General features: G+C 69.8%; 17 protein-coding genes. 8 read left to right on the forward strand and 9 right to left on the reverse strand.

The window, feature by feature from the left end:
* Positions 1 to 341: 341 nt before the first annotated feature.
* The 5 genes from ABD256_RS25470 to rnhA all read left to right on the forward strand — a co-directional run bounded on the left by ABD256_RS25470 (position 342) and on the right by rnhA (position 5,673).
* On the forward strand, positions 342 to 1,091 hold the full coding sequence (locus ABD256_RS25470; RefSeq protein ID WP_344423837.1) for a sulfotransferase family protein: 750 nt from the start codon (positions 342 to 344) through the stop codon (positions 1,089 to 1,091).
* A 481-nt stretch (positions 1,092 to 1,572) separates the two neighbouring features.
* Complete coding sequence (locus ABD256_RS25480) at positions 1,573 to 2,094, forward strand: SigE family RNA polymerase sigma factor (protein WP_344423840.1); 522 nt, start codon at positions 1,573 to 1,575, stop codon at positions 2,092 to 2,094.
* 6 nt (positions 2,095 to 2,100) lie between these two features.
* Positions 2,101 to 3,120, forward strand: a complete 1,020-nt coding sequence (locus ABD256_RS25485) for a hypothetical protein (protein ID WP_344423842.1) — start codon at positions 2,101 to 2,103, stop codon at positions 3,118 to 3,120.
* A gap of 45 nt (positions 3,121 to 3,165) precedes the next feature.
* Positions 3,166 to 4,914, forward strand: coding sequence for a glycosyltransferase family 87 protein (locus ABD256_RS25490; RefSeq protein ID WP_344423845.1), 1,749 nt, complete (start codon positions 3,166 to 3,168; stop codon positions 4,912 to 4,914).
* Between the two features lie 279 nt (positions 4,915 to 5,193).
* Positions 5,194 to 5,673 (forward strand): ribonuclease HI, encoded by a 480-nt coding sequence (rnhA, locus tag ABD256_RS25495; RefSeq protein WP_344423848.1) that lies wholly within the window; start codon positions 5,194 to 5,196, stop codon positions 5,671 to 5,673.
* A 169-nt stretch (positions 5,674 to 5,842) separates the two neighbouring features.
* Here the strand turns inward: rnhA and ABD256_RS25500 are convergent, their stop codons facing one another.
* Genes ABD256_RS25500 through ABD256_RS25510 form a run of 3 tightly spaced genes read right to left on the reverse strand, consistent with a single transcriptional unit; the run spans position 5,843 to position 9,610 of the window.
* A complete protein-coding gene (locus tag ABD256_RS25500; protein WP_344423851.1) occupies positions 5,843 to 7,111 on the reverse strand; it encodes a haloacid dehalogenase-like hydrolase in 1,269 nt (422 codons plus the stop codon).
* Between the two features lie 35 nt (positions 7,112 to 7,146).
* On the reverse strand, positions 7,147 to 8,478 hold the full coding sequence (locus ABD256_RS25505) for an NtaA/DmoA family FMN-dependent monooxygenase (protein WP_344423854.1): 1,332 nt from the start codon (positions 8,476 to 8,478) through the stop codon (positions 7,147 to 7,149).
* 13 nt (positions 8,479 to 8,491) lie between these two features.
* The gene (locus tag ABD256_RS25510) at positions 8,492 to 9,610 is read right to left on the reverse strand and encodes an LLM class flavin-dependent oxidoreductase (protein ID WP_344423857.1); all 1,119 of its coding nucleotides are present in this window, start codon (positions 9,608 to 9,610) and stop codon (positions 8,492 to 8,494) included.
* A gap of 349 nt (positions 9,611 to 9,959) precedes the next feature.
* Between ABD256_RS25510 and ABD256_RS25515 the strand changes: the two genes are divergently transcribed.
* Positions 9,960 to 10,370 (forward strand): histone-like nucleoid-structuring protein Lsr2, encoded by a 411-nt coding sequence (locus tag ABD256_RS25515; protein ID WP_344423860.1) that lies wholly within the window; start codon positions 9,960 to 9,962, stop codon positions 10,368 to 10,370.
* 85 nt (positions 10,371 to 10,455) lie between these two features.
* On the opposite strand, the gene ABD256_RS25520 is transcribed toward ABD256_RS25515, so the two are convergent.
* From ABD256_RS25520 to ABD256_RS25540, 5 genes are all read right to left on the reverse strand, one after another.
* The gene (locus ABD256_RS25520) at positions 10,456 to 11,271 is read right to left on the reverse strand and encodes a polysaccharide lyase (RefSeq protein ID WP_344423863.1); all 816 of its coding nucleotides are present in this window, start codon (positions 11,269 to 11,271) and stop codon (positions 10,456 to 10,458) included.
* 259 nt (positions 11,272 to 11,530) lie between these two features.
* The gene (locus ABD256_RS25525; protein WP_344423866.1) at positions 11,531 to 12,112 is read right to left on the reverse strand and encodes a hypothetical protein; all 582 of its coding nucleotides are present in this window, start codon (positions 12,110 to 12,112) and stop codon (positions 11,531 to 11,533) included.
* Entirely contained in the window at positions 12,100 to 12,864 is a 765-nt protein-coding gene (locus ABD256_RS25530; protein ID WP_344423869.1) for a MerR family transcriptional regulator, read from the reverse strand. Before ABD256_RS25530 ends, ABD256_RS25525 begins: the two co-directional genes overlap by 13 nt.
* A 40-nt stretch (positions 12,865 to 12,904) precedes the next feature.
* Positions 12,905 to 14,038: a 2Fe-2S iron-sulfur cluster-binding protein gene (locus ABD256_RS25535; RefSeq protein WP_344423872.1), complete on the reverse strand. Its 1,134-nt coding sequence runs from the start codon at positions 14,036 to 14,038 to the stop codon at positions 12,905 to 12,907.
* Between the two features lie 2 nt (positions 14,039 to 14,040).
* On the reverse strand, positions 14,041 to 15,537 hold the full coding sequence (locus tag ABD256_RS25540; protein ID WP_344423875.1) for a phytoene desaturase family protein: 1,497 nt from the start codon (positions 15,535 to 15,537) through the stop codon (positions 14,041 to 14,043).
* A 186-nt stretch (positions 15,538 to 15,723) separates the two neighbouring features.
* Here ABD256_RS25540 and ABD256_RS25545 point away from each other — a divergent pair, with 186 nt between their 5' ends.
* Together ABD256_RS25545 and ABD256_RS25550 are read left to right on the forward strand one after the other, a co-directional pair.
* Positions 15,724 to 16,839 (forward strand): histidine kinase, encoded by a 1,116-nt coding sequence (locus ABD256_RS25545; protein ID WP_344423878.1) that lies wholly within the window; start codon positions 15,724 to 15,726, stop codon positions 16,837 to 16,839.
* A complete protein-coding gene (locus ABD256_RS25550) occupies positions 16,836 to 17,558 on the forward strand; it encodes a response regulator (RefSeq protein ID WP_344423881.1) in 723 nt (240 codons plus the stop codon). The genes ABD256_RS25545 and ABD256_RS25550 overlap by 4 nt, the downstream gene beginning before the upstream one ends.
* Here the strand turns inward: ABD256_RS25550 and ABD256_RS25555 are convergent, their stop codons facing one another.
* Entirely contained in the window at positions 17,559 to 18,488 is a 930-nt protein-coding gene (locus tag ABD256_RS25555; RefSeq protein ID WP_344423883.1) for an MBL fold metallo-hydrolase, read from the reverse strand.
* Between the last annotated feature and the right edge of the window lie 24 nt (positions 18,489 to 18,512).

Genomic DNA, 18,512 nt, shown 5'->3' on the forward strand with positions numbered 1-18,512 from the left:
TGGCGCCGTGACGATCCCGGTTGGCTCAAGTCGTGAAGCAGTACTTCTGCCGTGGAGGCTCGCCGTCGTGTCGCCTGCGGGCTGGGGTGGACTTGCCGGGCCGTGGTCGACGTCGCGTTCACCGCGGCGGGCGCCTCGCCGGACTCGACAACGGACCACGTAATGCTGGTGGGCACTGTGGTGGTCCTCGTCGTTGGCCGACGGGACCAAGTGAGGTGTCCGAAAGTTTCCGATTCGGGAGGTTTGTGAATTTGTCGAGGTAGTGTCGCACTTGGTATCGATGTCGAAACCCCGCAATTCTCTGTCCGGTTTTCGTTCGAAAGGTGCGTCACCCGACCATCATGGATACTTTCGCGAAACCTGCTTTCGTCGGGCCGGTCACGACTTCGCCGGTGTTCATCCTGTCGCCACCGCGTACCGGGTCGACCCTGCTGCGGTGCGTGCTCGACAGCCATTCTCAGATCTATGCCCCGCACGAGCTTCATTTGGGCGATCTGTGCGTCGAGCCCACGCACCGGCTGACTCTGCGTTCGCTCGAAGAACTCGGGGTGACCCCGCGGGACCTGGAGAACCTCCTGTGGGATTCGGTGATGCAGCGGCTGCTGGCCCAGAGCGGGAAGTCGGTGTTCGTGGACAAGACCCCGTCCCACTTGTTCCACTGGCGGCGGATCGTCGAGATGTGGCCGAAAGCGAAATTCATTCTACTCGTCCGGCATCCTCAGCGGATACTGCGATCGTACCGGGAGCACCTGGGAGCCGACGGTCATCTCGAACGGTTTATGCAATACCTGGAGGTAATGCAGGAGGCTCGCGAGACGCTCACCGGATTCCATCTCCGCTACGAGGAGTTGACCACGGACCCGGCCCGCGTAGTGCACGACCTGTGCGACTTCCTTGGTGTGGCATGGGAGCCGGAGATGCTCGACTACGGACACCGGGACCACGGCTCGATGTCAGTGGATGTCGGCGATGCGACCGAAGCGTTCAAATCGGGCGTGATCCAGCGGAACGAGCGACCTCTTCCGGTGGACGGCCTCGCCCCGGTTTTGGCACCGTTCTGCCGTTCGTGGGGCTATTCCCTGGACGGATGAGGTCTGCGGTACGCGAAAGGTGCCATGGCAGTGCTCCGCTTCGGGCGTCGGGTAAGTCTGGATGGGGACCCGCGACGGCGTACGGTGATCGGGTGGCGGAGCAGGTGACACGACCCCCGTTGAGTCGAGAGGTGATTCTCCGCGCAGCGTTGCGGCTCGGCGACGAAAAAGGGCTCGACGCGGTCTCGATGCGCGGAGTGGCGAAAGTGCTCGGTGTAGAAGCCGATGTCGCTAGCGGACGAGACCGCGGGCCGGGCGGTCGCCGGCCTGGTCGAATGTTCCGGCGGAACGTGACCGCCGAGCGGTTCCCGAACCTGCACCGGGCGCTGCGGGCGGGTGCGCCGGACCCGGCCTGCCGATTTCGAACACCAGGTGGACTTGGTGATCGAGGGCCCGCGCGCCCGGCGATGATGTGACCCAGCTCACGCATCCCCGGCCGGGTCCGGTGTCGTCGACGGGGTAGGCGAGGGGAGGCGGCCTGGTGCGTGCGGCCGAGGAGCGGCGGTATACGGAGTACGTGACCGAGCGGTTGCCGGTCCTGCGCAGGACGGCGTTGTTGCTGTGCGGCGATCCGCATCGCGCCGACGACATCGTGCAGGCCGCGATCACTCGCCTGTACCTGCATTGGAACCGGGCTTCGGCGGCCAGGAACAGGGACGCCTACGTGCGCACGATCGTGGTCAGGGCGTTCCTCAACGAGCAGCGGCGGGGCTGGTTCCAGCGCGTTTCCCTGGTCGGCGGGCCGGACGAGACACCGGTGCCGCCCGCGCCGAGCGGACCGGATGTCGAGTTGCGCACCGTCGTGCACGCGGCATTGGCGCGCGTGCCGGCGCGGCAGCGCGCGGCGCTGGTGCTGAGGTTCCTGTGCGATCTGTCCGTCGCCGAGGTCGCCGAGCACCTCGGCTGTTCCGTCGGCAACGTCAAGAGTCTGACGACGCACGGCTTGCGCGCGCTTCGCCGCCAGCTCGGCGAGCACCCGATGACGACGCTGGGGATGGAGTAGATGGGCATGCGATCCAGCGAAGAGGAAGACGCGCGGCTGCTCACCCCGTTGCGGGAGGTGGCGCCGGGCGAGGACACGACGGTCAGCGTCGAGCGGGCGATCACCGCCGGGCGGCGGAAGCAGCGGGGCCGGCGGCTCGGAGGAGCCTGTGCGGTCGCGGTCGTCGTTGCGCTCGTGGCGGCGGTGCTGCCCGGAATCGTCCGATCCTGGAACGATCCCGGCGAGCTGACCGTGACCTCGGCACCCGCCGAGTTCGACGTGCTCCACCAGCGGTTCACCGCGGGCTCGGCGGGCGGATTCGCGCCCTACGCTTACGAAACCGGTCGTTACCGGCAGCGGATGGACCTCAAGCTCGCCGGTACCGCGGATCCGAGTGCGCCCGTCGCGGCGATCGCGCTGTACGCACGCGGCCAGGTGCCGGATGTGGGCGGCCGCCAGTGGGACCCTGGCACGGGGACGCCCGCGCCCGCGGTCGGCGACCACCGCGCGGTCTACCTCGGCGCGCCGGTGCTCGGCGCGGACCGGACGGAGCTCGCGTGGGAATGGGCCGACGGCGCGTGGGCGTTCGCGAGCGTGCCGTCGGCCGAACCCGACGCGAAGGCGAAAGCGCACCACGTGGCCGAAAGCGTCGCGGTCGACACGAACCCCCCCGTGCGGGTGCCCTTCACGATCATCGCACCGGAGAACGAGCGACTGCTCGGCGTGGTGACCCCGGCCTCGGCGGCGACGGACCAGACGGCGGCGCGGCTCGTGCTCGGCACCGCCGCTGAACCGCGGGCCACGATGGAAGTCGGCCTCAGCGCGCCGGTGGCGTATCCGGCCAACAGCGTTGTCGACGGCCGTCCCGCGATCGTGGACGGCACGAGCGCCACGATCCTGGACGTCGGTGGGCACCGCTCGGCGAAGGCGTCCACAAACGACAGTCGCAAGTATGCGGTGGAGCAGGTGAAGGCACTGGTCGCCTCGCTCCGCTTGACCGGGTCGATCGCGGATTCGCGGACCTGGGCCGAAAACCCGCTTCGGTGAGCACCGTCATGCATCCTTTCGGCGCGCTGCCGGTGTCGAACGGGTATGACCGGAACATTTTTCCTTCGCTACAAAGCTTTCCTGCTCGCCATTGGCGCCGTGATCGGGGTGGTGGCCGTCGTGGTCGTCGCCCGCAGCCAGTTCATCGACCTCCAGGTGTACCGGTTCGGTGCGCAGGCGCTGTGGCGCGGCGACGACCCGTACGGCACGCTGCCGCCCACCTCGGCCGGTGTCACGCTGCCGTTCATCTACCCGCCGTTCGCTGCGATCGCGCTGACCCCGCTGGTGACCGCGCCGTGGTGGTGCGCGGCGGTGGGGATGTTCGCGTTGTCGGTGGCGGCGCTGGGACTCGCGCTCGTCGTGACCGTCCGCCTCGCGCTGCCGTGGCGCCGGGTGGTGGTCGGGCTGGCACTGTTGCCCGCCGCGCTGCTGCTCGAACCCGTTCGCGCGACGCTCGGGTTCGGACAGGTCAACCTGGTCCTGATGGGCATGGTGCTCGCGGACTGCCTGCTGCCGAAAACGCGCTGGCCGCGCGGTACGCTCGTCGGGCTGGCCGCCGCGGTCAAGATCACCCCCGCCGCGTTCGTGCTGTTCTTCCTGCTGCGCAAGGACTTCCGATCGGCGACCACCGCCGCGGCGACGGCGCTGGCGGCGAGCGCCGCCGGGTTCGTGGTCGCGCCGGTGGCATCGGCGCACTACTGGCTGGTCGAGCTGACCGGGGCGTCCGGGCTCAGCGGTTCGCCGTTCGCGACGAACCAGACCATCGAGGCCGAGCTGACCCGGCTCGGCCTGCCGCCGGGGTGGCACGCGGTCCTCGGCGCGGTGCTGGTGGCCGCGGTACTGGTCGCGGCGGTGATCGTCATGCGGCGCGTGGAGCCGCCGGTGGCGGTGCTGGTCAACGCGGTCGCCGCGCTCGTGGTGTCCCCGATCTCGTGGTCACACCACTGGGTGTGGCTGGCTCCCGCGCTGGTCGTCCTCTGTGGACATGCCTGCCGCACCGGCGCGCCGCGCTGGTGGGTGGCGGCGGGTGCGCTCGCGGTGGTGTTCTTCGTCGGGCCGCACCACTTCGCGCCGTCCGGTGAGGACAAGGAACGGCATTGGACGCTCGCGGAGCACCTGTACGGCAACACCTACCTCCTGCTGGCGTTGTGCGTGCTGGCCGGTTGGGCGTGGTGGCTGAAGGTCCGGTGCCACCGGGTGGGGAAGGAGTTGCTCCGCGCGCTCCCCAGCCGCGCGGAGCAACTCTTCTCGACCGCGTCAGGCCGCGACCGGGAGGGCCGCGGCGGTCTTCGGTGCGCGACGCAGGACGCTGACCTCGCGGGTGAGCACCATCGCGAGCGCCATCAGGAGGAAGAACAACGCCACCCCGTCCCGACCGAACCCGGTTTCCGCCATGAACTCGCCGAAGGACACCGCGAACGAGTGGACGTTCTCGAGCAGCCAGACGAACACGATCCTGGCGACGAGGACGACGAGCCAGATGGCGAGGTAGGGGAACGCGGCGCGGGTGTAGAGCTTTGCCGTGCCGGGATCCCGGTACACGGCCATGGTCTTCGACAGCCCGATTCCGACACCGGCGCCGATCGCCGTGCCGATGGCGGCGCACACGAAGTCGGCGGGGCGGTAGTCGTGCTCGCCGGTGAAGATCACCAGCCCGCCGATCACGGCGGAGGACACGAACGGCATCACGGCGAGCAGCGTCGAATGCCGTCGCCGCCCGATCTGCGTGGTGAGCACCAGCACGAGGAAGATCCCGCTGAACACAAGAGCATCGGTCATGGTCGGCGAAACTAACCGCGATCCGGCGGCACGGGATCCTCGCCAGGGTGGAGATCGGGGTGGAGAACCGCGCCCGCTCGAGGTCCGGGTGCCATTGGAGCACCGCCGCCCCGAGGGGGTGAACATCGGCATCACCGTTTCGCGATTGTCCACAGGGGACTCTCATCCCGCGCTGCGGGAGGAAGCGCCTGTGGCGGACGCACGATTCTCCGTCGACGACTATCGCCACGGAGACGCCACGCCGGGACCTTGCCTGCTGACGGCGCGCGAAGGCGGGCGGGTATGTTGCCCGGCATGACTGTGCAGGGGGAGGACCAGGTCGTCGAGATCTACACCGACGGCGCGTGCAGCGGCAACCCCGGCCCCGGCGGCTGGGGCGCGCTACTGCGCTACGGCACGCACGAGAAGGAGCTTTACGGCGGGCAGGCCACCGAGACCACGAACAACCGGATGGAGCTCACCGCGCCCATCCAGGCGTTGGAGGGCCTCAAGCGGCAGGCGGTGGTGCGGATCTACACCGACAGCACCTACGTCCGCAACGGCATCACGCAGTGGGTGCCGCGCTGGAAGCGCAACGGCTGGCAGACCAGCGCGAAGCAGCCGGTGAAGAACGTCGACCTGTGGCAGCGCCTCGACGACGCGGTCAACCGGCACGACGTCGAATGGCACTGGGTCAAGGGCCACGCGGGACACCCCGAGAACGAGCGGGCGGACCGGCTCGCGGTGCGCGGCATGCAGGAAGCGGTCGGCCGCCCGGTTACGCAGGCGGGGTAGTCCGCCCCCGCATGTCCTGAAGGTGACCTTCACGGCAGCTACGTCCCTCAAGGCGTCCTTCAGGGCATCAGCGCTGCCGTGGCGCCCGCCGCGAAGGCGGAGATCGCGGCGTCTGATTCCCCGAAGGTGACCTTCGGGGAATCAGACGGCCTCGCCCCGGGCCTGGAGGTCAGCCGTGCACGGTGTCCCGCTGGTCCGGGATGACGGTGCCGTCGGCGCGGCGCACCGGCGCGTGCGAGCCGTCGGCGTTTTCGTAGGCCGCGGTCGAGCACGGGTAGGTCCGTGCCAGCGCGGGCAGCGGCTGGATGAACATCGGGTTGACCGCCCACTTGCCGTCCGCGTTGTCGTAGGCGCGGCACATCAGCTCGTCCTTGTTGCGGTTCAACGCGATCCGCACTCCGGTGGCGTCACCGAGCATGGTGATGTCCGTGGTGGCGTCGCCACCGGCGAGCGCCTGCCGCCGGGCTTCGGGCGCCTGGTCGAGCTGCGCCGCGCCTTCGATGCCGAGCACGGTCTTGTTGATGAAGCACCGCTTGCCGTCGATGTAGGGCATGATCGCGTCCTCGCCGTCGGCGATCCCGCCGCAGCCCGCGAGGTGGCCGTTGAAACGGCCGTTGGTGGTCAGCGAGGTGATCCCGATCGTCCGGCTGGGCGGGACGCCGACCCCGGCCGCCCACACCTCGGCGGTTTCCCGCGGCGATGCCGAAACGACCCAGGTCTCGAAGCCGGCCTTGCCGAGCGTGCGGATGAGGTCCTTGATCTGCGGGTAGTACCGGATCCACGCGGTCTCGGTGTGGGAGCCGACGCGCTGGGTGGCGCCGATCGGCGCGCGCAACGCGTCGAGCCGCGCCGCGGCGGCGATCGCACGGACCTCCGACGGCCGGTAGCCCGCGTTGAGCTGGGCGACCCACGCGTAGCTCGCTTCCATATACCGGTGGTTGTGCGTGCCGTCGAACACCTCGGCGCCGGCGGTGGTCTTGGCGTTCTTGCGCACCGAGAGCAGTTCGTCGGCGCAGCGCACGTTCCGGCTGGTCGGCAGGGGAGCACCCGGTTTCACGTCCGTGCCGCAGGCGTCGTGGAGCGCGTTCGCGCCCGCGTCGGTCATGTAGCGGCTCGTCGTGCGCCAGTCGGCGCCGCGCGGCTGGAGCACCTTGTCGTGGCGCAGCATCCAGAAGATCGTCTGGTCCGAGGTGTCGTTCTTGACCACCGTGTTGTCCCAGTCGAACACCGCGACCGGCCGTGCGCCGCGGTGGCCGCCGCACCGGCCGCGTTCGTCGATCACCCGCTGGATCTTCCCGGCGTTGCCGCCGTACCAGCCGGCGGACAGCCGAAGCTGCGGGCAGGGCCGCGCGACGGTGTCCGCGGCCGTCGCGGGCGCGGTCACGAGCGCGCTCGAAAACAGTACGGTCGCGGCGATCACCCAGGTTTTCTTCAGCACGGACCGCACCCTATCCCGGCTGTCGAGGACCGGGGTCAGCGCGCGTCGAGGCCGAGGTGGTCGCGCAGCGTGGTGCCGGTGTACTCGGTGCGGAAGGCGCCGCGTTCCTGCAGCAGCGGGACCACCTTGTCGGCGAACTCGTCGAGCCCGCCGGGGGTGACGTGCGGGACGAGGACGAACCCGTCGCTCGCGTCGGCCTGCACCAGCTCGTTCATCGTGCGCGCGACCGTCTCCGGTGAGCCGATGAACGTCTGCCGCGAACCCGTCTCGATCACCAGGTCGCGGATCGAGAGGTTCTTGGCCCTGGCCAGCTCCCGCCACTCGCGCGCGGTCGCCACCGGATCGCGGAACTGGCGCACGCTCGCCCTGCCCTTGGCGATCGTGTGCTCGCCGGGGTCGGGGTCGATCTCCGGCAGCGGGCCGTCCGGGTCGTACGCGGACAGGTCCCGGTTCCACACCTGTTCGAGCGTCCTGATCGCGGTCTGCCCGCTGACCTGCTGGCGCCGGACCAGGTCCGCCCGCTCGTGCGCGTCCGCGTCGGTGTCGCCGAGCACGAACGTCGCCGCGGGCAGCACCACGAGCTGCTCCGGGGTGCGCCCGTACCGCGCGAGCCTGCCCTTGACGTCGCGGTAGAACGCCTGCCCCGCTTCGAGGGTGCCGTGCCGGGTGAAGATCGCGTCCGCCGACGCGGCCGCGAACTCGCGGCCGCTTTCCGAGTCGCCCGCCTGCAGGATGACGGGCCGCCCCTGCGGGCTCCGCGGCACCGTGAACCGGCCCGAGATGTCGAAGTGGCTGTCGTGATGGGAGAACGCGCCCGTGTTCGCATCGCGTACGAACACCCCGGTTTCCTTGTCCGCCACGACATCGCCTGCACGCCACGAGTCGAACAGCTCGCCTGCCGTGCGCAGGAACGTCTCGGCGCGCTCGTAGCGCTGGTCCTCCGGGAGGAACCCGCCGCGACGGAAGTTCTCGCCGGTGAAGGCGTCCCACGAGGTCACCACGTTCCAGGCGGCCCGGCCCGCGGAGAGGTGGTCGAGCGACGCGAACTGGCGGGCCACCTCGTACGGTTCGTTGAACGTCGAGTTGATCGTGCCGGCCAGGCCGAGCCGCTCGGTCACCGCCGCGAGCGCGGCGAGCACGGTGAAGGTGTCGGGCCTGCCGACCACGTCCAGGTCGTAGATCCGGCCGCCCTGCTCCCGCAGCCGCAACCCTTCGGCGAGGAAGAAGAAGTCGAACTTCGCGCGCTCGGCCGTGCGCGCGAGGTGGGCGAACGAGCTGAACTCGATGTGGCTGCCCGCCGCCGGATCGCTCCACACGGTCGTGTTGTTCACGCCGGGGAAGTGCGCGGCGAGGTGGATCTGCTTCATCTTCGGCCCCTCCTCAGGCGGCGTAGCGGTTCGCGGGCCGGTCGAGTCCGAGCAGCCCCCGCAGGGTGCTCGCCTCGTAGGTGTCGCGGAAGGCGTCGCGGGCACGGAGTTCGGGCACCAGCCCGGTGGTGACCGCGGTGAGGTCGTGCGGGAGTGCGCCGGGCCACAGCCGGAAACCCGGCAGTCCGGCGCGGTGCCAGGCGACGAGGTGCTCGGCCAGCGCGGCCGGGGTGCCGGTGAAGACCGCGGTATCGCTGGTGAGCGGGGCCAGGTCGTCGAGGCGCGCCTTCCGGTCGGCCGCGGCCGAGGCCGTCTCGTCGAGGAAGACGATCAGGTCGGCGATCGGGAGCACGATCCGCCCCGCCGCTTCCGTGCGCACGCGGTCGACGATCGCCGGGATCTCGTCGATACCGCGCGGGGTCACGAAGGCGAGGTCCGCCGAACGCCCGGCGAGCCGGAACGACTCGTCGTCGACGGCCGCCGTCGCGACCACCGGCTGGCCCTGCGGCGGGCGCGGGGTGATCGACGGACCCTTGACGCTGAACCACTTTCCCTCGAAGTCGGCGTAGTGCAGCTTGTCCCGGTCAACGAACCGGCCGGTCGGCACGTCCCTGATCTCGGCGTCGTCTTCCCAGCTGTCCCACAGGCGGCGCAGGACTTCGACGTAGTCGGCGGCCTCGTCGTGCAGGCCCGTGGCCTCGGCAGGGAACCGGCGGCGCCCGAACTGGGCCGCCTCGGTGGGGGCGGCGGAAACCTGGATCTGCACGCCCGCCCTGCCTTCGCTGACGTAGTCGACCGTCGCGATCGCCTTCGACAGGTGGAACGGCTCGGTGTGCGTGGCCGTCGCGGACGGCACCAGCCCGACGCGCGAAGTCAGCGGCGCGACCCGTGCCGCGACCAGCACGGCGTCGAGGGCGGTGTGGACGCGGCCGGTGTCCTGCGGCGGCGGCCCGAGCGAGTCGGCCAGTGTGACGAAGTCCAGCAGCCCGGATTCCGCCTCGGCGACCAGGCCCGCCCAGTAGCGCGCGGTGACCAGTTCGGCCGGCCTCGCGTCCGGTTCGCGCCATGCCGCGGGATGGGCGCCTGCCCCCTCCAACGCGACGGCGAGGTGCGGGTGCGGTACGGCTGCCATGACGCTCCTTTCCCGGTGCGGTAACCGCATTGTGCGCCGGAAACGGGTGTGCCGCGGCAGGCGGCCACGTACTGGGAAAGGTGGGACGACCTTCCCCGGACGGGAATAAACCGGTCACCGGCCGCAGTCGGCATTGCCACGGTCGGCGCAGTCCGCCGCCTTGTCCACATCGGACTTCGATGGCGCCGGAGGCGGCCGCCGTGGAACTGGGTGTGACGTTCCGGGCACGGTCCGGGCTTTTTCCGGCCAAACCGGCGGGTATGTGAGCAGACTGGCGCGGTAAGGGGCTATTGTCTTGGCAACTCGTCCGCGAGTGTCCAAACCGAACTTTCGAAGGAACCCGTTACCGATGGCACAGCAGGTACGTGTGGAGATGGTCGACGACATCGATGGCAGTGAAGCCAGCCAGACGGTGCCGTTCAGTCTCGACGGTGTGAGCTACGAAATCGACCTTTCCGAGGACAACGCGGCGAACCTGCGTGACGAGCTGGCACCCTACGTGGCTTCGGCGCGGCGCATCGGCGGCCGCAAGTCCGGCCCGTCCGCTTCGCGGTCGGCCGACCCCGCCCGCCGGGAGCGCAACCGCGAGATCCGCGCCTGGGCGCAGGAGAACGGATACGACCTCGCCGAGCGCGGCAGGCTCGCCGCCGACGTGATCACCGCCTTCGACGCCGCGCAGCAGGAGGCCGCCGAAGAGACGGCGAAGCCCGCCCGCAAGCGCGCGCCGCGGAAGCGGGCCAAGAAGGACACCGCCGCCTGAAACAATTGACGATACGGCCCTGCCGGATGTCCCAGGGGACATCCGGCAGGGCCGTATCGGCGGCAATTCGCCACCGCCGTCCCGGTCAGATCTTCGCCGTGCTCACCGTGAAGCCGGAGAAGTAGGCGTGCACTTCGTGCTTCGGGCCCCAGCTCGTTTCATGGCCGCCGAAGAAGGTCGAGAAGAACACGCCGTTGAACGGGATGCCGGAGATTCCCGGCGCCGCGCTCTCCGACAGGACCTGTTTGCCGTCGTACCACACGGTGATCTGCCCGCTTGAGCGGTTCACCGACTGCTGGATGGTGTGCGTCCTGCCGTCGGGGGAGAAGCTCCACGAGCCGAGGCCGACGTCCTTGCCGTACCCGTCACCGGCGGGCGTGTAGACGTACACCTCGCCCTTGCTCCCGTTGCGGAACATGAACCGCGTCGACCAGCCGGGGCCGTGGTTGCCGCCGCTGGCGTTGCCGGGATCGCCACCGTAGAGCCCGGGGAGCTTGCCGCCCTTGCCGTAGTCGAAGTCGGCGGGGAAGCGGATGTCGTACTTGAGGTACAGCGTGGTCGCGTTTTCGAGATCGCCGCGGCCGATCTTGCCGAGGTCCTGGTAGAACTGGCCGCCACCGCTGGTGGGGCAGTTCGTGCACGAGGGCGCCGAGGATCCCTTGCCGTACTTGACGTCCAGCGTTCCGCCGCTGGTGCTGAGGTTGTCGAACCCGAACTGGCCCCTGCCGTCGATGCCCCAGCTGTTCTTCCACGACGACGAGGGAAATCCGGAGAATGTTCCCGTCCACGGGGCCGCGGCCGCCGTCGCGGCGCTGGGGGCGAAGGTGAGACCTGCGGCGACTCCGGCGGTCGTCCCGAGGACGAGCAGACTCTTGCGCAGCCGAGAAACCAGCGGTGACATGGGGTTCCTTCCTGGACCGGGCGGCGGTGCCCGAGGCGGAGGCGGCGTAGGAAAAACGGTAAGGGCACCGTGAATCAAATTCAAGAGCGCGGATGAAGTTCATGTACATGAATGATTGGGATATGCTCTCCGCTTTTCCGTGCTTTACGGGGTCTTCGTGATCATCGCCGTACGTCGAGGAGAACTGGGGATTCAACGGCGACAGCGCCCGGCCTCGAGCACCGCGGCGCGAGCGAAGCGGACGTCGTCCCACCCCGGCTCAGCCGCTTCCTCGACCGGCACCTGTCAGGTCGCTGAGCGCGGCCCTGATCGCGCTGACGGCGGCGCGGGGTTCGTCGGCGTGGAACCGGATGACGCTCGCCGTGCCCTCGGTCCCCGGCACCACGACCGGGGTGGACAGCTCGACGGTGACGTCGGTCCGGTCGCCGACGGGCAGCGCGAGTTCAGTGCCGGTCAGCTCGGCCGACCGTCCACTGTGGTCCTTCCGGTCGGCGCGGACGGCGATCACCGTGTGCAGCGGCAGCCGCAGCTCGACGAGCGGGCCTGACCTCAACACCAGCTCGCCGGGGCGCAGCACGTGCGGGCGGGTCACCCCGGTGGCGACGATGGCGAGCACCTGCAGCAGCGCGAGCGCGTCCAGCACGTGCACGACCGGCCACGGGACGAGCAGGCCGACGGCCGCGGTTTCGACGCACAGCAGCCCGGCGAGCGCCAGCAGCATCGGGGCACGGTCACGGCTGTGCCCCAGCGCCAGATCCCCGGCGCCGACCCCGTGCCTGCGGCCGCGCACCCACCACCACAGATCGGCGAACGAGCGGGCCTGGTACCTCAGCGCGGCCATGACAGCAGCCGGATCGCCTGGCGGAGGACCTCGGCCTGCGCTGGGGAAACGGAGTCCAGCATCGCGCCGGCGAACGGGGTGTCGAGGCTGTCCGGGAGCTGATCGGCGATCAGCGCGACCACCTCCGGTGGCACGCTCGCGGCGAGTTCGGCGGCGAGCGGGGCCACGCGCGGGTCGCCGACGGGCGCCTCGGACAGCTCGTCGAGCCGCCGGTGCAGAGCCAGCGCTTCGGCCGCGGCTTCGCCATCCCCGGCGAGCGCGGTCATCGTCGCGAGCACGCCCTGCTGGTCCGGTGCGGTGTCCAGCAGGGCGACCAGGTCCCGTTCCAGTCGCGCCATCGGTGAGGACGCCGTGCCGGGCCGGCCGAGCACGCCGAGCAGTGCCGCCGTTTCCGGGGAAACCGGATCGTCGGCGTGCAGGGCTCCCGCTTCGGCGCGCTCGATCAAACCCGCGAGCCGTGCCCGCCGGTCGCGGATCGCGGTTTCCTGCCTGGCCAGGTCGTGGTCGAGGCCGACCAGGATCTCGTGCAGGTCGCGGCCTTGTTCGTCGGCGAGGACGTCGCGCACTTCGTCGAGGGTCAGGCCCAGTTCGGTCAGCCGCCGGATCCGCGCGAGCAGGATGACCTCGCGCAGCCCGTAGTGGCGGTACCCGTTCGCGCGGCGAGGGGGTTCCGGGAGCAGCCCGCGCTGGTGGTAGTGGCGGACCGCCCTGGTGCTGACGCCCGCGATCGAGGCGAGTTCACCGATCTGCATACGCCCAGTAGAAACCCTGACGTCGCGACAAGGTCAAGCGTCACAGCTGGAGACTCGTGTCGGTCAAGGGATAACTGACGCACGAGTGCGTGTAGCCGAACCATTCGTCGGACATGCGCAGCCTGGCTTCGTCGGCGTTGTAGACCTGCCCGCCGACGACGCGGATGCGGCACTGGCCGCACTCTCCCGAGCGGCAGGAAGCGGTCGGCCGGATGCCCTCGTCTTCGAGCGCGTCGAGCAGCGGGCGGTTGCGCGGCGTGCGGAACTCGTGCGATCCGACGCTGACGGTGACCCGACCCGACGGGTCGACGCCGTCCGGCCAGCGGGCCTGCGCGGTCACGTCGGCAGGCGCGCCGTTCGCTTCGAAGCGGATCCGGTTCCGCGGATGCCCGGCACCGGTCAGCTGGTCCAGTGCGTACGGGTAGAGGGCTTGCGGACCGCAGACGTAGACCATGCGCCCGTTCAGCGGCCCGGTGAGCGATTCCACCGTCGCCGCGGAGAGCAGGCCACGCGCGCCGCGCCAGTCCGGGCCCGGTTCCGTGATGACGTAGTCGACTTCGATGTTCGGCCATCGCTGCGCCAGTTCGTCGAGCTCGCCGCGAAAGATCACGTCGGTGTCCGAGCGGCAGCCGTAGACCAGGTGGAACCGGCGGTCGGCCCGCCGGTCGGCGATCTCCCTGAGCATGCTCATCGCGGGCGCGACACCGGACCCGCCCGCCAGGAAGACGACGTCGGAACCGTGGAAGAGCGGGTTGTGGTGGAACGTGCCGCTGGGGCCCGTCATGGTCAGGACGTCGTCGACCTCGACGTAGTCGAGCAGGTGGTTGCTGACCCTGCCGCCGGGAACCCGCCGGACGGTGATGTCGTACCAGGCGCGCTGGGCGGGGCTGGACGAGATCGCGAACGGCCGGGTGGTCCCTTGGAAGTGCAGCGAAACGTACTGCCCGGCGAGGAAGGGCGGCAGCAACCGCACCCGGCCGCGGTGTTCGAGCCGGAAGGTCTTGCTGGACGCGGTTTCGGCGACGACATCGGTCACCGTGACCCGGAACTCGCCCGGATTGATCATGTCTGCCGGCCGGGGGCGCGACCGGGACGGGCCGCCCGCGGCGCGCTCGTCGATCTCCGCCTGGATTCCCTCGACGTGGTCGAACCTCGCGAACAGGGAGTTCTTCATCGTCAGTTCCTCACTCGTGCGGCGTTTTCGCGGAGCATGCGGTTGGCCACCCTGGCACCTGCTTCGAACGTCGGCTGGAATCCGCCGAGGCCGGACCACGAACCCGCGACGTGCAGGCCGGGGACGGCCGAACCGTGCTCGTCGTCGCGGAACACCCAGCCTTCGGTGCGGTCCTGCGCGTAGCCGTAGATGGCCCCGCCCGGGTGGCCGAGATAGCGTTCCAGCGTGACCGGCGTGGCGACGTCGACCTCTTCGATCGCGGCGCGGACATCCGGTACGAGCACCTCGATCCGGTCGAGCAGGGTCTCGGCGTAGGCGAACTTCGTGCTCGCGTACTGCGCGGGAGGCACCGTTTCCCACGGCTTGGCGTACTGCAGGGTCATCAGGCTCGCGTGCGTCGATCCTGGTGGCGCGAACCCGATCGGGGTGACGTCGTACGAGCTCACGCAGATGGTGCGCGCCGGTTCGAGCGTGCGCATGGTCGCGTGGGCGCGGTCGTTGTCGAGATCCGCGCCGATGAAGCTCGTACTGGTGGTGAACCCCAGTTCGGCGGGCGGTGCGGCCAGTCCCATGTGCAGCACGAAAGCGGACACCCCGACCCGTCGCGTGGCCAGATCCGCTCGGACCGCGGCCGGTGTCTTCCCGTCGAGCAGGTCGTAGGTGAGCGGCAGCGCGGCGTTCGAAACGACGTCACGCGTGGAGAACTCCTGGCCGTCGGAGAGGCGGACCCCGGTCACCGCACCGCCGCCGGTGGTGATCCGGTCGACCGCGGTGTTCAGCAGCGCGGTGCCACCCGCCTCGGCATAGGATTCGAACAGCGCCGAGGACATGGCCTGCGACCCGCCTTTCACGTGCCACGGTTTGAATTCGAGGTACGCGAACAGGGTGGCCGCCATGTCCTGGAAACTGAGCTTCGACGGCGGTTGCCCGAGATAGAACCAGTATGCGGAAAGCGCGTGCTTGATCCGGGCATCGCCGAAGTGCTCGTCCAGCACGTCCTGGAGCGTGCGCAATGCGTTCCGGAAGAAGACCTGGTCGATCTTGCCCGCGGGTATCCCGCGCATGGCCGCGGTTTTCCAGAAGGTGACTTCGCGGACCAGGCCGAAGAACCGCTTGAGGTTTTCGCGGTTCCCGGGAAAAGCGAATTCGAGTGCTTCGACGGCCTGGTCCCAGTCGGCCGGGATGGTCACGTCGTAGCAGCCGGGGACCACCGCGCGGTAGAGGTCGTCCTCCTGGACGAAGTCGATTTTGCCGAGCACGCCGAGCTTGCCGAACAAGCCGCGGAGCGTGCGCCGCTCCTGTCCTTCCGCGCCGACGCCCGAAAGCTGGTGTAGTGCGACTTCGAATTCGAACCGGCCGCGCCGGAACGAGGTCCCGCAGCCTCCGGGAACGCTGTGCCGTTCGACCAGCAGGGTGCGCAGCCCGCCGCGTTGCAAGGTCGTCGCGGCGGTGAGCCCCGCGTTTCCGGCACCGATGACCACTGCGTCGAAATCAGTCATGCCCCACTCGCCCTGTTCGACTCGTACTGCACGGGAGTACCGACGGGAATGCGAATTGCTGATATCGAAAAGCATAGGGAATGGATCGGGTACCGTCTTCGCCCCGTGAGGGTAAGTTCGGCTACCCCTCTGGTGGTAGCGGCCGGACTGGCCGGATGCCAGCCCCGGCGCCGCTACGGTGCGTTCATGGGCGCGAGCATGCGGACGGTGCGGACGGACGTCCTGCTCGCGCTGATCCTGCTGGCGCTGGCCTTCGCGACCCAGATCAGCCTGGCCGAGATCGCGCCGGGGCCGCTCGACTACCTGCTCCTCGTGCTGGTCGCCGCGCCCGTCGCGGTACGGCAGTTCGCGCCGGTCGCGACCTTCCTCACGATGGGGTGCGCGGCGGGGATGTACCTGCTGGTGGGCAATCTGACCCAGGCGGACAACTGGCTCGGTGCCGTGCTGGGGATGTTCACCGTGGCCAGCCTCCGGCGCCTCAGGACGGCGGCCGTCCTGTACTTCGCCGGCGTCGCCGTGGTGCTGGCGTCCGGGCTCGCCACCGCGGAGAAGACATCGTGGGCGGAAGCCGCGCTCGCCTGCGTCACGCTCCTCATCGCGTTGATGCTCGGGGTGAGCGTCAAACGCAAGGGGGAGTACACGGAGTACCTCGCCAAGGAAGCCGTGCAGGCGGTTGCCAGGGAACGGGTCCGGATCGCCAGGGAGATCCACGACATCGTCGCGCACCACATGTCCGTCGTCGCGCTGCAGGCCGGACTCGCCGGGCGCGTGATCGACACCGACCGGTCATCGACCCGTACCGCGATCTCGACCATCGCCGACTCCAGCAGGGCCGCGCTGTCGGAACTCCGGCGCCTGCTGGACATCCTGCGCGTCGACGACCCCTCCGGGGCCGATTCCGAAGACCGCCGCGAGATGGGCCTGGCGTCGCTGCACGAACTGGTCGAGCACACGCGGCGCGCCGGTCTCCCGGTGGACCTGCTGATCGAGGGCACCCCGCGCGAGCTCCCGGCGGGCCAGGACCTGTGCGCCTACCGGGTCGTGCAGGAGTCGCTGACCAACGTCCTCAAGCACGTGGAACGCGCGACCGCGACGGTGGAGCTGGAGTACGACACCGACACGCTCTTCCTCACCGTCACCAACGACGGCAGGACGCACGCCCGCACCACACCCGGATCGCACGGCATCCGCGGAATGCGGGAGCGCGCCGCGCTCTACGACGGCGTGCTCACCGCGGGCCCGGTGGAATCCGGTGGTTTCCAGGTCGTCCTGTGCATGCCGATCACCGGAGACGGGTCATGACGATCCGCGTACTGGTGGCCGACGACCAGGTCCTGATCCGGACCGGGCTCGTCGCACTGCTGAAGACCGCGCCGGGCCTGGAAGTGGTCGGCGAGGCCGTCGACGGCACGCGTGCGGTCGCCATGGTCGCGAAGCTCGACCCCGATGTGGTCCTGATGGACATGAAGATGCCCAAACTGGACGGAATCGGCGCCCTGCGCGAGATCCTGGCTGCCAGTCCCGGGACGCGGGTGGTGATGCTGACGGCGTTCGACCTGCCCGAATACGTGTACACCGCGCTGGGGGACGGCGCATCCGGCTTTCTGCTGAAGGACACGCCGCCGGACGGGATCATCGCCGCGGTGTTCTCGGTCGTCGCCGGTGACACGCTCATTTCCCCGAGCGTCACTCAGCGGCTCGTCGAGGCGTACGCGCAAAGCCACGTGGCGAACGCGTGCGCGCGAAGGCACCTGCGCGACCTGACCCCTCGGGAGACCGAGGTCCTCCGGCTGGTCGCCGCGGGGTACACCAACGGCGAGATAGCGGAGCGGCTGCTGCTCAGCGAAGCCACCGTCAAGACGCACGTCAAGCACACGCTGGCGAAGCTCGGCCTGAACAGCCGCGCGCAGGCCGTGGTCGCCGCCTACGAAAGCGGCCTCGTGGTACCGGCGAACGGCGCCGGTGGTGTCATCCCGCAGAGCGAGCGCGAAGCGCCGAGGTCGCTGTCGCTGCGTTCGTGATCAGGCCGCGGGGGAGAAACCGGCCCACGCGCCGATCCGGAAGCGGGCGCCGTCGCGGCGGACCTCGGCGGCGCCGTGCCCGCCGAAATGGGCCGGTACCACCAGCTCGCCGAGATCGGCTGCGCGCGCCAGCACCCGGTGCCGGGTGGCTGCGGCCTCGGCGGGGTTCTCGCAGAAGCAGCTGTTGTGCTCGGGGTGCAGGATCTGCACGGGGCTGTGCAGCAGATCGCCGACGAACACCGCGCGGTCGGTGCCGGACGACAGCCGCAGCACGGACGAGCCGGGCGTGTGCCCCGGTGCCGCTTCGAGGACCAGGTTCCGGTCGATCCGGTGCGCCCCCTCCCACAGCACGGCCCGACCCTCGCGGTGGATCGGCGCGATGCTGTCCTCGAAGACGATTTCGCCGCCCTCCCTGCGGAGCCGCTCGTGCTCGTCGCGTGGCGGGCGCCGCCGGTGTGCGTTGCGGGGATCGAAGAACTCGTTGTCCGCACGGGGGATCAGGTAGGTCGCGTTCGGGAACGTCGGCACCCAGCCGCCGTCGCGGGCGCGGGTGTTCCAGCCGACGTGGTCGTAGTGGATGTGGGTGTTGACCACGACGTCGACGTCCGCCGGGGCGACTCCCGCGCGGGCGAGCCGGTCGAGGAAGTCGGTGCGCAGGTGATCGAACACCGGGATCTGCGGCCGGTGCCGGTCGTTGCCGACGCCGGTGTCCACCAGGACGGTCCGTCCTCCGCTGCGCAGGACCCAGGTCTGCACGGCGCCGACGCAGGCGTCTTCGACGGGGTTCCAGAACTCCGGCGCGAGCCAGGATTCGTTGGCGCGCCACAGTTCTGCGGGGCTTTCCGGGACGAGGGTGGCCGGGGTGAGGATCCGGCCGTGCCATTCGACGATCCGCACGACTTCGACCTCGCCCAAGGTGATGCTCTCCATGAACGAAACCGTAGGTCGCGTCGA

The sequence above is a fragment of the Amycolatopsis minnesotensis genome, from assembly GCF_039529815.1.
GTDB lineage: Bacteria > Actinomycetota > Actinomycetes > Mycobacteriales > Pseudonocardiaceae > Amycolatopsis > Amycolatopsis minnesotensis.